Genomic DNA, 14,265 nt, shown 5'->3' on the forward strand with positions numbered 1-14,265 from the left:
AAAGGAGGCCCCGTGCGGGCCGCAATCGTGACCGGCGCCAGCCGCAACATCGGGCTGGCGATCGCCGGTCGACTGCTCCACGACGGCTGGAAGGTCTGTCTGACAGGGCGCGACGAAGCCGGGGTGGCCGCAGCCGCGGCCACCCTCGCCGAAGGGGCGGCCGAGGGATCGGTGCGCTGGTTCGCCGGGGACATCGGAGTCCCCGATGACGTGACGCACCTGGTCGGTGAGGTCGAAAGTGCTTGGGGCGGCGTCGATGCCGTGATCAACAACGCCGGCATCCGGGCGCACGGGCCGATCGAGGCAATCCCCGTGACGGATTGGGACGCGGTGCTGTCCACCGTGATGACCGGTGCGTTCCTGACCACGCAGGCGGTGCTGCCGCAGATGAAGCAGCGGGGCTGGGGCCGCATCGTCAACATCGCCGGGATGTCCGGGCAGTCCGGCGCCGCCGGCCGGGTACCGGTGGTGGCGGCCAAAGCCGGGCTGATCGGGCTGACCAAGGCGTGCGCACACGAGGCCGACGGCACCGGGGTCACCGTCAACGCGGTGTCCCCCGGGCACATCGACACCGAACGACGCCCGGGTCTCGGCGACGCAGGCGTGGCAGCAGAGCACTACCGGCACCTGCGCGACCATGGCAACCCCGTGGGCCGGATCGGATCGGTCGACGATGTCGCAGGCGCGGTGTCCTACCTGTGCGGTCCGGACGCGGGATACGTGACCGGACAAGTGATCTCGGTGAACGGCGGTGCCTACATGTGAGTCGGCCCCCGGTTCCAGGAGCCGCGCTCCGCACCCCGCACACCCTCGAAAGGACCAACAGATGGCTGCCGATATCAGCACACCGACCCGCCGACTCGCCCAGTACCTCAGTGCCACCGCGGACACCCCGCTGCCGCCCGCGGTGATCCACAAGACCAAGCACCACATCATCGACACCGTCGCCGCGATGGTCTCCGGGGCGCAGCTGCCGCCCGGGAAGCGGGCGCTGGCCTATGTCGCAGGCAGCGCCGGAGGTCCGAGCGTATTGGTCGGCGGTCAGCGCACCGTGGCCGTGGAAGCCGCACTGGCCAACGGGATGTCGGCGCACGCCGACGAAACCGACGACTCGCACGCCCGCTCGATCAGCCACCCCGGCTGTGCGGTGGTGCCCGCCGCGCTGGCCGTCGGTGACCTGCAGCGCAGCAGCGGCGAGCAGATCCTGCGCGCGGTGGCCGCCGGCTACGACGTCGGCACCCGAGTGGTGCTCAGCCTCGGAAAGCCGGTGCTGAACACCGAATCCAGCGGCCGCAGCACCCACGCGTACTGCGGGCTGTTCGGCGCCACCGCGACCGCCGCCTCGCTGTACCGGCTCGGCGAGGAACAGGCGCGGCACGCGTTGTCCTATGCGGCACAGAGCGCTTCGGGTGTGACCAGCTGGGTGCGCGACCCCAACCACGTCGAGAAGGCCTTCGTCTTCGCAGGCATGCCCGCCTCCAACGGCGTCCGCGCCGCGGCGATGGTGGCCTCCGGCTGCGACGGGGTGCCGGACGTGTTCAGCGGCGTCCCCAACTTCCTGGACGCGCTGTCCGACGACGTCCGCCGCGACGAACTCGCCGACGGGCTCGGCGAGCGCTACGAGATCATGCACACCAACATCAAGAAGTTCGCCGTCGGCTCCCCGGCGCAGGCCGCCGTGCAGGCGATGCTGGAACTCGTCGAGGAGGAGCCGATCGACCCGGAGCAGGTCACCGGGATCCGCATCGTGCTGCCCCACGACCTGTGCCGCGTCGTGGACGACCGGTCCATGCCCGACATCAACTGCCAGTACCTGGTGGCCGGCACCCTGGTGGACCGCGCGTTCACCTTCGCGATGGCGCACGACGACGACCGGATGACCGATCCGACGATCATGGCCCTGCGGGGGCGCACCGAGCTGGTGGCCGACCCCGAGAAGGCCGGTGTGCGTACCGCGGACGTCACGGTCAGCCTGCGCGACGGCCGCACCCGGCAGCGCTACGTCGGGGCCGTCCGCGGCACCGTCGATGATCCGATGTCCGACGACGAGGTGACCGCCAAGGCCGTGGACCTGATGGAACCGATTCTGGGTTCCGCTGCCACCGCCGACCTGATGGACCGGCTGTGGACACTGGAGAACTGCGCCGACATCAGCGAGGTCACCGCGATGCTGACCGCCGATGCCACAGTGCGGGTCTCCCGATGACCAGTTCCGCGATGACATCGAGCACCGAACTCGCGCCGGGCGTGCCGACCACCGCGGCGGCGCTGGCCCGGTGGGCCTGCGAACTGCAGCCCAGCCAGGCCGATCTCGACCTCGCCGGGATTGCGCTGGTCGACACCGTGGCGGTCGCGCTGGCCGCGACCGGCCATCCCCTGCTGACGGTGACCGCCGGTCTGCCGGAGCCGGCGAGGTGGGCCGCACAGGCCCACGTCGTCGACTATGACGACCTGCACCTGCCGTCGACCACGCACATCAGCACGGTGTGCGTGCCCGCGGCGGCCGCGGTCGGCGGCGATGCCAGGGCGTATCTGGCCGGTGCCGGCGTGATGGCCAGGATCGGCAGCGCGCTGGGCTGGAACCACTACTCCCGGGGCTGGCATGCCACGTCGACGACCGCACCGATGGCGGCCGCCGTGGTGGCGGCGACGGCGCGCGGCTTCAGCGCCGAGGACACGGCCAGGGCGATGGCGCTGGCCGTCTCGAGTGCGGGCGGCGTGCAGCGCGCGTTCGGCAGCGACGCCAAGGCGATTCAGGTCGGCCTGGCGGTGGAAGCGGGTATCCGCGCCGCCGACCTGGTGGCCCACGGCGCGAGCGCGGACCCGCGGGTGCTGGACGCCTGGCTGGCCCTGGTCTCGGAGCCACCGTTCGACCTGGCGCTCGACTCGCCCGAAGCGGTGCCGGGCGGCCTGGCGGTCAAGGTGTACCCGTGCTGCTACGCGCTGCAGCGACCCATCGCCTGCACCTCGGAACTGGCCGCCGGACTGGAATCCGATCAGGTGGACCGCATCGACGTGTGGGTCACCGAATCGGCGATCCAGCCTCTGGTGCACCATCGGCCCACCTCCGGGCTGGAAGCCAAGTTCTGCCTCGAGCACGCGGTGGCCGTCGCGGTCACCGACCGGGTACCGGGATTCGACAGCTTCTCCGACGCGGCGGTGCGCCGCCCCGAGGTCGCGCGCCTGACCCGCAGCGTGACCGTGCACGTCGCACCAGGCGGCAACGGCCTTCTCGAGGACGAGGTCCGGGTGGCGCTGACGACGACCGACGGGCGCGAGCTCACCGGGTCGATCGACATCCCGCCGGGGGCGCCCGGCCGCCCGGTCACCCGGGATGAACTGGCGCAGAAGGTACGTGACTGTGCCGGCGACCAAGCCGACGCCGTACTGGCGGCCGGCTGGGGCGACATCGCCGGCCTACTCAGGGGTACGACCACCCCGCCGACACAGAAGGATGCTTCATGATCGACCTGACCGAACTGGCCGCCGAGGCGCTCGCCGTTGCCGACCGTGTCGAGGGGGAGGTGCGCGCCGAGGCGGTGCGCTCGTTGCTCAACGTGGTGGGAACGACGATCGGTGCCGCGGCCACCACCGAGACCGACATCGTCGCCGCGGGGATGCGGCACAGCGGCGCCCCGGGCGATGCGCCGGTACCCGGACGCGCCGACACCTTCGATCCGTCGTCCGCTGCGCTGATCACCGGATTCGCCGCTCATCTCGACGATTTCGACGACACCCACCTGGCCACCGTGGTGCACCCGGGAGCCGCCACCCTGGGCGCCGCACTAGGGGCGAGCTGGATGCGCGACCGCAGCACCGGCGAGCTGCTGCCCGACCGCAGCGGTGACGAACTGCTGCGCGCCTTCGCCGTCGGCATCGAGCTGCAACTGCGCGTCGCGGTGGCGATGTCGCCGTCGCACTACGACGCGGGCTGGCACATCACCGGGACCGTGGGATCGCTCGGCGCCGCCACCACCGCGGCCATGCTGCTGGGACTGGATGCCGAGACCACCGGCCGCGCACTGGGAATCGCGTCCAGCATGACGATCGGTCACCGCGAGGGCTTCGGCACGATGAACAAGCCGCTGCACCCCGGCAAGGCCGCCGCCAACGGGCTGGTGGCCGCCGCGGCCGCCGCCCGCGGCCTCGACGCATCGCCGTCGGCGCTCGACGGCCCCCGCGGCTACTTCGCGGTGATGGCCCCGGAACTGGACCCCGGCCTGCTCGTCGACGGTTGGGGCGAGCGGTGGGAACTGTTGTCCAACACCTACAAACCGTATCCGTGCGGCATCGTCACGCATCCCGCGATCGAGGCCGCCGAGCGGCTGCACCAGGCGGTCGGCGGACGGGAGATCGACCGTGTCGAGGTCCGGTGCCATCCGCTGGTGGTGGAGCTGACCGGCAACCCGGATCCGGGCGACGGGCTGGCCGCACGGTTCTCCACCGTGCACGGAGTGGCCGCGGGCGTGCTCGGCGGCGCCGTCGACCTCGGCTCCTACGACGACGCCTACGTGCGCTCGGCGGCGCTGATCGCCATGCGGGCCAGGGTCGAGTTGATCCCGGATCCCGAGATCCCGCGTGCCACCGCCCATCTGACGGTCACGCTGACCGACGGAAGCACCGAGAAGTGCACCGTCGAGAACGCGCGGGGCAGCCTGGAGGCGCCGCTGACCGACGACCAACTGGATCGCAAGGTCCTGGCTCTGGTGGAACGCACCCTGCCCGGCCGCGAGAAGGAGATCGTCGAGACCTCCCGGGCCGTCGCCGCCGCAGCAGGCGCGCGCGGCTGGTTCTCCGCCCTGGCCGCCGCCGACACGAAAGGCAACTGACCCATGAGCTCGGACATCACCGCCCGTACAGCGGCTTTCGTCGCCGGACTGAACTGGACCGACGTACCCGCCTCCGCCCAGGCGGCCGCCCGCAGGACCGCCGCCAACGTGATCGGCCTGTCGGTCGGCGCGGCGCACACCCCGGCGGCCGAGGCCGCGGTGGCCGCCGCAGGAGATCTCGGCCTGTCGGGCCCGGCCCAGGTGCTGGGTCGCGCTGAGACGCTGACCCCGCCGTGGGCGGCCCTGGTCAACGGATTGACCGCCCACGTCGAGGACTTCGACGACACCTACCTGGCGTGCATCCTGCATCCCGGTGCGCCGGTGGTCCCGGCGGCGCTGGCTGCCGCCGAACTCACCGGTGCCGACGGGGCCACGCTGATGGCCGGGGTGGTGGCCGGCGTGGAGGTCGCCAGCCGGATCGGTGATGCGCTGTGGCCCAGCCACTTCGACCGCGGCTGGCATGTCACCGCCACCACCGGCCCCGTCGGTGCGGCGTGTGCGGCCGCCCGCGTCCTCGGGCTCGACGCGGCGCAGACCGCGCACGCCATCGCGATCGCGGCCACGCAGGCGGCCGGCCACACCGAACAACTCGGATCGATGACCAAGTCGTTCCAGGTGGGCCGTGCGGCCGCAACCGGTGTGGAGGCGGCGCTGCTGGCGCAGCAGGGATTCACCGGTCCGGTGGAGCCGCTGGCCGGCCGGCGCGGGATGTCCGCCCTGATGGCCGACGACGCGGACTGGTCGACGGTGGACGACCTGGGTTCCCGCTGGCTGGTCGAACAGAACGCGCTGAAACCGTACAGCTGCGGCATCGTCAGCCATCCCGTGATCAACGCCGGCGTCTTCCTGCGCGCGCAGGGCATCGACCCGGCGCGCGTCGCGTCGGTGGCGCTGGAGGTGCATCCGCGGGTGCTCGACGTCATGGGCGTCACCGAGCCGGAAACCGGCCTGCAGAGCAAGTTCTCGGTCTACCACTGCTTCGCCGTCGGATTGGTGCGGGGCGCGGGAGGCCCGGCGGAGTTCAGTGACGACGCCGCGCTCGATCCGCAGGTCGTCCGGGTGCGCGGCCTGGTCGCCGTGAGCCTCGACGGCGCTCTGGCCGCCGACTCGTGCCGGATGACCGCCACCCTCGACGACGGCAGCACCATCGCCCACACCGTCGAGCACGCCACCGGCAGCACAGCGGCGCCGATGACCGACGATCAGCTGCGGGACAAGGTACTTCGGCTGACCGAACGTCTCGACGACCCGGGCCGGCTGTGGGACACCGCCTGGCGGATCGACGAGATCGGCTCGGCCGCTGAGTTGTTCGCGGTAGCCAGGTAGGGGCACCGATTTCGCCCGTCATCGGCCGCTGGCTGCAGCTGGCGCTCGTCGCCACGGCGGTGTCGGCGGGCTTCGTCGCCGTCGGCCTGCCGACACCGATGCTGTTCGGCGGGCTGGTCGGCGCACTGATCTACGCGCTGGCCCGCCCGTCGGCCCCGCTGCGCCTGCCCGGGTCCTGGTTCCAGGCCGGGCAGGCGGTGGTGGGCGTGATCGTCGGTTCGATGATCGACTGGGAGACGCTGGCCGGACTGGGCACCCGCTGGCTGATCGTGCTGGGCATCTCCTGCTTCGCGCTGCTGGTCAGTGTGCTGGTCGGCAGTCTGCTGACCCGCCGCGGTGCGAGCCCGGCGACGGCGGCGTTCTCGTCGATCGCCGGCGGCGCCATCGGCCTGACCGCGATGGCCGACGATCTCGGGGCGGACTCGCGGGTGATCGCGGTGCTTCAGTACCTGCGGCTGCTGGTGGTGCTGCTGACGTTGCCGGTCGTGGTCACCGTCGTGTTCGGCGCACACGGTGTCGGCGACGCGCTCGCGGCCACCGGCGGCGACTGGCACGTCGACCTGCCGTTCGTCGCGATCGCACTGGTCGGCGGGGTACTGGTCGGCAAGCTGGTGCGGCTGCCGTCACCGGCGCTGCTCGGCCCGCTGCTGTTCGCCGCGCCGCTGACCCTGGTGCCGTACTTCTCCGGCGCCGGAGTGCCGGTGCTGGTGGCGGGGCTGGGCTACCTCGCGATCGGGCTGCAGGTCGGCCTCAAGTTCACCGTCGAGAGCCTGCGGTCGATCGGCCGGATGATGCCGATCGCGATGCTGACCATCGCGGTGACCCTGTTGGGTTGCGCGGGGCTGGGCTGGATCCTGACCCTGACCACCGACGCCACCCCGCTGGACGCGTACCTGGCCACCACCCCCGGCGGTATCTACGCGGTGATGGGCACCGCGGCCTGGCTCGGCGCCGACGTCACCTTCGTGGCGGCCGCCCAGATCCTGCGGATGCTGATCGTGCTCGCGCTGGCGCCGTTCCTGGCCGCCTATTTCCGGCGGCGTGCGTCAGGTTGAGCCGGGACCCGCTCGACGACGGCGTGCGCGACCGCGTCGCCCACCTGATGATCGCTCAGCGTGCTGTTTTCGACGAGGGTGTGCGAGAGCACCGCCCGCACCATCACCTCGGCGGCCTGCACCTTCGGCAGCCGCAACCGGGCCGCGTCGACCGTGAGCACCGGTGTGACGACCGCCGCGACGGTCTGCACCAGATCCATCCGCGCGTCGCCGACGGTGAGCACCGCCTGCAGCAGCCAGTGCGGTTCGTGATCGCGGATGTAGGTGAACGCCCGGTGGGCGCGCAGATACCGCAGCGCCGACACCACGACTGACGCGACCAGCGCCGCCGGTTCCGCGGTCACGTCGATGTCGGCGTTCACCGCGCCGAGCATCGCCGCGATCTCGTGCCGGGCCAGCGCCCCGATGAATCCGTCCTTGTCGCCGAACTCGCGGTAGGCCGTGGCCCGGGAGACGCCGGCGTGCGCCGCCACCTGACTGAGCGTGAGGGAGTCGAGGCCGCCGGCGGCAACCAGTTCGACGCCGGAGCGCAGCATCGCGTCGAACGACCGGGTGGAAGGCATCACTGGCTTTCTACCGCAGGAGCGGGCGTTGACGAACCCCCCGACTGAGACTAATTTGCATATCAGTCTCAGAGGGGGGTGCGGTGACCACGACATCGCCGGTGGAACCGTCGATCGATCTCGCCCGGCTGCCCTCGCTGCGCCACTATCTCGATGCTCTTCCGGAGGCCGAGCGGCGGGCCGCGCTGGGCCGGCTGGCGGCGTTCTCGCCCGAGGATCTGAGCAGCCTCGGCGTCAGCGAGCCGCAGTCCGTCGAGTCCGACTACCGGGTCGAGGAGATCGGCGGGGCCATCCCGGCCGGGCTGACCGGGACGCTGTACCGCAACGGCCCCGGCCGGTGGCAGGACCACACCGGTCGGCCGCTGCACCATCTGTTCGACGGCGACGGCATGCTCTCGGCGTTCACCATCGATTCCACCGGCGTGCGGTACCGGAACAGGTACGTGCGCACCGCGCACTTCCGGGGCCGCTCCGGCGTCAGCCACATGGGCACCGCGGCGCCGGGCGGCTGGCGGGCCAACATCGGCCGCATCCCGCCGAATCTGGCCAACACCAACGTCGTCGAGCACGCCGGCCACCTCTACGCACTCTGGGAGGGCGGTCCGCCGCACGAGATCGACCGGGACACCCTCGACACCCTTGGCGTGCGCCGGTTCGGTGGCCGATTGCGTTGGCTGGGAACCTATTCCGCGCACCCGAGCTTCTGCCCGAGCAGCGGGGCGATGTTCAACTTCGGCGTGGAGCTGGCACCGCGGCCCCATCTGCGCATCTACCGCACCGACCGGAGCGGGCGGCTGCGGCATTTCCGGTCGACGCCGCTGCCGTACCCGGCGATGGTGCACGACTTCGCGATCACCGAACGCCATGTCGTGTTCCTGGTCTCGCCGATCATTCCCGACGCGATGTCGGTGGCGCTGGGACGCGCGTCGATCGGCGACACCCTGCGGTACCGCCCGGAACGCGGCAGCACCTTCATCCTGGTGCCCCGCGACGGCGGAAAGGTCCGCCGCATCGACCACGACCCGGTGCTGCAGTTCCATCTGAGCAACGCGTTCGACGACCGCGGCGACGTCGTGGTCGACGCCATCACCTACGCCGACGGCCGCATGCTGGAACGCATCGCGCGGTTCCACACCAGTTCGCTCGCCGACGCCCCGTCAACGTTCACCCGGTTCCGGATCACCGCCGCCGGTCGCGTCAGCGCGGAGCCGCTCAGCGACAGCCCGAGTGAGTTCCCGCGCCATCATCCGGCCCACGAAGGCCGCCCGCACCGGTACGCCTACGTCAACACCCGCGTGCGTCTGGGCGCGTTCTACGACTCGGTCACCAAACTCGATCTGGTGGACCGGCGGGAACTCACCTATACCGCAGGCGAGCCCGGGAACAGTTTCTGCGAGCCGGTGTTCACCCCGCGGCCCGGCGGCGTCGCTGAGGACGACGGGTGGCTGCTGACCGTCGAGTACCAGGCCGCCCGGCAGACGTCGCGGCTGGTGATCCTCGATGCGGCGGACCCGACGCGCGGGCCGCTCGCCACCGCCGAGCTGACCGGTCATGTCCCGCAGGGCTTCCACGGCAACTTCTCGGCGCGCCCGGCCTGAGGGAAACCCGCACGCTCTTGACACCTGTCAACTATGGCCAAGTAAAGTCGGCCCATGCAGATCCGCGACACCGCCGTTGCCACCCCCGACAAGCCCGCCATCATCATGTATCCCAGCGGGACCGTGGTGACGTTCGGCGAACTGGAGGCGCGCGCCAACCGGCTGGCACATCTGTTCCGTAACGCCGGTCTGGTCGAGGGCGACGCGGTCGCGATCCTGATGGAGAACAACGAGCACATCCACGCGGTGATGTGGGCGGGGCGTCGCGCCGGCCTGTACTACGTGCCGATCAGCACCCACCTGACCGCTGCCGAGGTCGCCTACATCGTCGACAACAGCGGCGCCAAGGCCATCGTCGGCTCGGCCAAGCTCGCCGACACGCTGGCCGGGCTCGCCGCCGAACTGCCGCGGGGGCTGCCGCCGGTGCTGCTGATCGCCGGGGGTTCCCTCGACGGCTGGCAGAGCTATCCCGAATGTGTGGCCGACCTGCCGGACACCCCGATCGACGACGAGATCGAGGGGGACCTGCTGCAGTACTCGTCGGGCACCACCGGACGCCCGAAGGGCATCAAACGCGAGCTGCCCCATGTGCCGCCCTCGGAGTCGCCCGGCCTGATGGCCGCGCTGGTGTCGTTCTGGATGCACCCCGACACCGTGTACCTCAGCCCGGCCCCGCTGTACCACACCGCGCCGTCGGTATGGTCGATGCAGACCCAGGCAGGCGGGATCACCACCGTCGTGATGGAGAAGTTCGACGCCGAGGGCGCGCTGGACGCCATCGCCACGCACAAGGTGACGCACGGCCAGTTCGTTCCGGTGATGTTCACCCGGATGCTGAAGCTGCCCGAGGACGTCCGCAAGTCCTACGACGTGTCCAGCCTGGAGCGGGTCATGCACGCCGCCGCGCCGTGCCCGGTCGAGGTCAAGAAGCAGATGATCGACTGGTGGGGCCCGATCGTCGACGAGTACTACGCGTCCTCGGAGGCCCACGGCTCCACGCTGATCAGCGCCGAAGAGTGGCTGACGCACCCGGGCTCGGTCGGCAAACCGCTCAGCGGCGTCATCCACATCGTCGGCGAGAACGGCGAGGAACTGCCGCCCGGCCAGGCCGGCGAGATCTACTTCGAGGGCGGCTACGACTTCGAGTACCTCAACGACCCCGACAAGACCGCGTCGTCGAGGCATTCACAGGGCTGGAAGACGGTGGGCGACATCGGTTACCTGGACGAGGACGGCTACCTCTACCTGACCGACCGGCGCCACCACATGATCATCTCCGGCGGGGTGAACATCTATCCGCAGGAGGCCGAGAACCTGCTCGTCACCCACCCGAAGGTGATGGACGCCGCGGTCTTCGGGGTGCCCGACGAGGAAATGGGCCAGCGCGTGGCCGCCGCCGTCCAGACCGTCGACCCCGCCGACGCCACCGACGAGTTCGCCGCCGAACTGATCGCCTGGCTGCGGGACCGCCTCGCGCACTACAAGTGCCCGCGCACGCTGTCATTCGAGGCGCAGCTGCCGCGCACCGACACCGGCAAGCTCTACAAGCAGGAGCTGATAAAGAAGTACTCGTGAACGAACCTGTGGAACTGGCAGGCGGCGTGCGCGTCGCCGTCGGAACTCCGTGCGACGACGCCACGTTCACGCTGACCGAGGAGCCCACCGACGACCGCCGCGCGGTCACCGTCGAGTCGGTGCCCGACGCGCTCGCCGCGCTGGCGCGGCGCTGCGACCGGTGGCCGCAGGCGGCCGCGGTCTGCGACGACGTGCTGCGCGCGCTGGACCCGGCCGGGCCGGTGTTCGCCGGGGTGATCACCGAGTCGCTGGCGTACTCGACCCTGCAGTCGGGTCCGGAGTTCGGCCGCTGGCTGGCCGAGCGCGGCCCGGCGCAGGTTCCGGTGGAGCCGGATCCCGTGGTGGCGCACCGCGACGGCGGCCGACTGGTCATCCGGTTCAACCGGCCGCGACGGCACAACGCGTTCTCCACCGACGCGCGGGCCGCCCTGCTGGAAGCGCTCGAGGTGGCCCGCCTGGATCCGTCGGTCGACGAGGTGGCGCTCGCCGGCAACGGCCCGTCGTTCTGCAGCGGCGGGGACCTCGCCGAGTTCGGCACGTTCACCGACCCCGCCGCCGCACACCTGGCCCGCACCCGGCACAGCCCGGCGCTGGTGCTCGCCGAGATCACCGCGCGACTGGGCCCGGCCTGCCGCGCCGAGATCCACGGCCAGGTGCAGGGCAGCGGCCTGGAGATGGCGGCGTTCTGCGGCACCGTGTCGTGTCACCCCGACGCGGTGCTCGGCCTGCCCGAACTGGCGTTGGGCCTGATCCCCGGCGCAGGCGGCACCGTCAGCATCACCCGCCGGATCGGGCGGTGGCGCACCGCGTATCTGGTGCTGTCCGGCCAGTCCATCGATGCCGGCACCGCGCTGCGGTGGGGGCTGGTCGACACCGTCGCAGGCGAGCCGGGCCCCTGAACCACAATCCCTGAACCACAATGGGGTGATGACGTCCGTGCGCATCCCCGCCGCGGTGCTCGAGCAGGCCCGCTCGGTCGCCCGCGACGTGGCCGGCCGCGCGGGTATCGCGCTCGACGCAGGCGAACTGCTCGGCGGCAGGGCCGTGCTGCTCGGACTTCAGGCCGCGGACCGGATCTCCGCCGGCGGCGCGACCCGGCTGCTGGACGCCCGCGACGGCTGGTGTGCGCTGACCCTGGCCCGCAGCGACGACGTCGCCGCGGTACCGGCGCTGGCCCAGGCCGACACCGTCGGCGACGACCCCTGGCCGGTCGTCGCCCGGTGCGTGCACGAACTCGGCGTGGAAGGCTTCGCCGAGCGGGCGCGGATGCTCGGCCTGCCGGTGGGCGTACTCGGCGAAACACCCTCTGCCGCAGCGGTTCACCGCAGGATCGGCCCGGCCGCCCGAGCGCCTGCGATGTCCGGTCTGCTGGTGGCCGACCTGTCCGCGATGTGGGCCGGCCCGCTCTGCGGCCGGCTGCTCGGGCAGGCGGGCGCCACCGTCGTGAAGGTGGAGAGCGCAACCCGGCCCGACGGGACGCGGCAGGGCCCGCAGGCCTTCTTCGACTGGGTGAACACCGGAAAGCTCTCCTACCGCGCCGATTTCGCGCAGCCCGGGGGTTTGCACCGGCTGCTGTCGGCGGCCGACGTGGTGATCGAATCCTCGCGGCCGGCGGCGCTTCAGCGCCGCGGGCTGGGTCCGCAGCAGGTACCGGGCCGCCCGGGCCGGACCTGGTTGCGCATCACCGGGCACGGCACCGAGGACGGCCGCGCCGACTGGGTTGCGTTCGGCGACGACGCGGCGGTGTCCGGCGGCCTGGTGAGCGGCACCGCGGAGGCGCCGCGGTTCTGCGGCGACGCGATCGCCGACCCGTTGACCGGCCTGCACGCGGCGCTGGCGGTCCTGCAGTCCCAGGCCCGCGGCGGCGGGGAACTGGTCGAGCTCTCGATGTCCGCGGTTGCCGCGAACTACGCCGCGCTGCCGCGTGGCGACGAAATACTCTGTACTGCAACCCCTCCCGGTGCATCGTCCGGTCCGGCACCCGGGGCCGACAACGAGGTCGTCGACCGACTGGTCGGCAACCGGTTGGCCACGACATGCTGATCCGCCGCGCCACCCTGCTCGACGGCACCGCGACCGACATCCGCGTCGGCGACCGCATCCTCGAGGTGGCCGACGGCCTGTCCGCGCGGCCCGGCGAACCCGAGTACGACGCGGCCGGCGGCACCGTGCTGCCCGGCCTGCACGACCACCACATCCACCTGCGGGCGGCTGCGGCCGCGCTGCACTCGGTGCGCGTCGGCCCCGACGAGGTGCGCGGCGGGGCCGAGCTCGCGCACGTCCTCGCATGCGCAACCGCAGGCCCCGACGGCTGGATCCGCGCCGTCGGCTACCACGACGCCGCCGCCGGGCCGCTGGACCGGCACGTGCTCGACGAACTCGCACCTCCGGTCCCGGTGCGGGTCCAGCACCGCAGTGGCGTGCAGTGGATTCTGAACACCGCTGCGCTGCAGCGCATCGGGCGTGCCGACCATCCCGACGGCCGACTGCCCAGCGCCGACCCCGCCTGGGCCGCGTCGCTGCGCAGCGCCCCCGACCTCGCCGGGCTGAGCGCGCGGCTGAGCGCGCTGGGGGTCACCGGGGTCACCGATGCCACACCGGATCTGGAGGATCCCGCGGAGTTGCGCCGCGGCATGCGGCAGCGGGTCCGGTGGCTGGCCCCGGGCAAGCGCATCCTGCACGACGACGCGCTGGACCTCGACGCGCTCGGCGAGTGGATCGCCGACCAGCACGCCCGCGACGTCCCGGTCGCGGTGCACTGTGTGACCGCAGCCCAGCTCGTGGTGGCGCTGGCGGCGTTGCGCAGCACCGGGACTCATCCGCGAGACCGCATCGAGCACGCCGCGGTGGTACCCGAGGCGAGCCTGGCCGACCTCGCGGCCACGGGGGTCACCGTGGTCACCCAGCCGAACTTCGTCGCCGAGCGCGGTGAGCAGTACCTGGCCGACGTCGACCCCGCCGAACATCACGAGCTGTGGCGGGTGGCCTCGCTGTCGCGTGCCGGGGTGCCGGTCGCGCTGTCCACCGACGCCCCGTTCGGCGACCTCGATCCGTGGGCGGCGATGCGCGCGGCCGTGCACCGCGCAACCCCCGCCGGCCGGGTGCTGGGTGGGCGCGAACAAGTCGGCGCGACAACTGCTTTGACGATGTTCCTGGGTGAGGCGGACCGGCCCGCGGTGCCCCGCCGGATCGAACCCGGGGCGCAGGGCGACCTGTGCGTGCTGGCCGCCGCGCCGAGCGCGCTGCTCGCCGAACTGGACGCCGGCGCGGTGGCCGCCACGATCATCGGCGGCGAGATGGTCTACGAACGCCGGTGAGC

The 14,265-nt window shown here is 72.0% G+C and carries 12 protein-coding genes; 11 read left to right on the plus strand and 1 reads right to left on the minus strand.

Annotated features, from left to right (window positions below):
• The first annotated feature begins 12 nt into the window (after window positions 1-12).
• From C6A87_RS01335 to C6A87_RS01360, 6 genes are all read left to right on the plus strand, one after another.
• Window positions 13-765, plus strand: a complete 753-nt coding sequence (locus tag C6A87_RS01335; RefSeq protein ID WP_311115630.1) for an SDR family NAD(P)-dependent oxidoreductase — start codon at window positions 13-15, stop codon at window positions 763-765.
• Window positions 766-826: 61 nt separating this feature from the next.
• Window positions 827-2,206, plus strand: a complete 1,380-nt coding sequence (locus C6A87_RS01340) for an MmgE/PrpD family protein (protein ID WP_311115631.1) — start codon at window positions 827-829, stop codon at window positions 2,204-2,206.
• The gene (locus C6A87_RS01345; RefSeq protein WP_311115632.1) at window positions 2,203-3,465 is read left to right on the plus strand and encodes an MmgE/PrpD family protein; all 1,263 of its coding nucleotides are present in this window, start codon (window positions 2,203-2,205) and stop codon (window positions 3,463-3,465) included. Before C6A87_RS01340 ends, C6A87_RS01345 begins: the two co-directional genes overlap by 4 nt.
• The gene (locus C6A87_RS01350) at window positions 3,462-4,829 is read left to right on the plus strand and encodes an MmgE/PrpD family protein (protein WP_311115633.1); all 1,368 of its coding nucleotides are present in this window, start codon (window positions 3,462-3,464) and stop codon (window positions 4,827-4,829) included. Before C6A87_RS01345 ends, C6A87_RS01350 begins: the two co-directional genes overlap by 4 nt.
• 3 nt (window positions 4,830-4,832) lie before the next feature.
• On the plus strand, window positions 4,833-6,155 hold the full coding sequence (locus C6A87_RS01355; RefSeq protein ID WP_311115634.1) for an MmgE/PrpD family protein: 1,323 nt from the start codon (window positions 4,833-4,835) through the stop codon (window positions 6,153-6,155).
• Between the two features lie 59 nt (window positions 6,156-6,214).
• Window positions 6,215-7,210 carry an AbrB family transcriptional regulator gene (locus C6A87_RS01360; protein ID WP_311115635.1) on the plus strand — a complete coding sequence of 332 codons (996 nt, stop codon included), beginning with the start codon at window positions 6,215-6,217 and terminating at the stop codon, window positions 7,208-7,210.
• Here C6A87_RS01360 and C6A87_RS01365 read toward each other — a convergent pair.
• Entirely contained in the window at window positions 7,183-7,773 is a 591-nt protein-coding gene (locus C6A87_RS01365) for a helix-turn-helix domain-containing protein (RefSeq protein ID WP_311115636.1), read from the minus strand. The genes C6A87_RS01360 and C6A87_RS01365 overlap by 28 nt on opposite strands.
• A gap of 83 nt (window positions 7,774-7,856) precedes the next feature.
• Here C6A87_RS01365 and C6A87_RS01370 point away from each other — a divergent pair, with 83 nt between their 5' ends.
• The 5 genes from C6A87_RS01370 to C6A87_RS01390 are packed head-to-tail and all read left to right on the plus strand — an operon-like array spanning window position 7,857 to window position 14,263.
• Window positions 7,857-9,371: a carotenoid oxygenase family protein gene (locus tag C6A87_RS01370; RefSeq protein ID WP_311115637.1), complete on the plus strand. Its 1,515-nt coding sequence runs from the start codon at window positions 7,857-7,859 to the stop codon at window positions 9,369-9,371.
• 54 nt (window positions 9,372-9,425) lie between these two features.
• Window positions 9,426-10,946, plus strand: coding sequence for a fatty-acid--CoA ligase FadD4 (gene fadD4, locus C6A87_RS01375; protein WP_311115638.1), 1,521 nt, complete (start codon window positions 9,426-9,428; stop codon window positions 10,944-10,946).
• A complete protein-coding gene (locus C6A87_RS01380) occupies window positions 10,943-11,845 on the plus strand; it encodes an enoyl-CoA hydratase/isomerase family protein (protein ID WP_311115639.1) in 903 nt (300 codons plus the stop codon). Before fadD4 ends, C6A87_RS01380 begins: the two co-directional genes overlap by 4 nt.
• A 28-nt stretch (window positions 11,846-11,873) precedes the next feature.
• A complete protein-coding gene (locus C6A87_RS01385) occupies window positions 11,874-12,989 on the plus strand; it encodes a CoA transferase (protein ID WP_311115640.1) in 1,116 nt (371 codons plus the stop codon).
• Window positions 12,983-14,263 carry an amidohydrolase family protein gene (locus C6A87_RS01390; RefSeq protein WP_311115641.1) on the plus strand — a complete coding sequence of 427 codons (1,281 nt, stop codon included), beginning with the start codon at window positions 12,983-12,985 and terminating at the stop codon, window positions 14,261-14,263. The genes C6A87_RS01385 and C6A87_RS01390 overlap by 7 nt, the downstream gene beginning before the upstream one ends.
• The last annotated feature ends 2 nt before the right edge of the window (window positions 14,264-14,265 follow it).

It is taken from the genome of Mycobacterium sp. ITM-2016-00317 (assembly GCF_002968295.1).
GTDB lineage: Bacteria > Actinomycetota > Actinomycetes > Mycobacteriales > Mycobacteriaceae > Mycobacterium.

Bases quoted from the DNA above. Each gene is read 5' to 3' on its own strand.
- C6A87_RS01340 (WP_311115631.1), top strand. From the start codon at position 827: ATGGCTGCCGATATCAGCACACCGACCCGCCGACTCGCCCAGTACCTC.
- C6A87_RS01355 (WP_311115634.1), top strand. From the start codon at position 4,833: ATGAGCTCGGACATCACCGCCCGTACAGCGGCTTTCGTCGCCGGACTG.
- C6A87_RS01350 (WP_311115633.1), top strand. From the start codon at position 3,462: ATGATCGACCTGACCGAACTGGCCGCCGAGGCGCTCGCCGTTGCCGAC.
- C6A87_RS01345 (WP_311115632.1), top strand. From the start codon at position 2,203: ATGACCAGTTCCGCGATGACATCGAGCACCGAACTCGCGCCGGGCGTG.
- C6A87_RS01390 (WP_311115641.1), top strand. From the start codon at position 12,983: ATGCTGATCCGCCGCGCCACCCTGCTCGACGGCACCGCGACCGACATC.
- C6A87_RS01385 (WP_311115640.1), top strand. From the start codon at position 11,874: ATGACGTCCGTGCGCATCCCCGCCGCGGTGCTCGAGCAGGCCCGCTCG.
- fadD4 (WP_311115638.1), top strand. From the start codon at position 9,426: ATGCAGATCCGCGACACCGCCGTTGCCACCCCCGACAAGCCCGCCATC.
- C6A87_RS01365 (WP_311115636.1), bottom strand. From the start codon at position 7,773: ATGCCTTCCACCCGGTCGTTCGACGCGATGCTGCGCTCCGGCGTCGAA.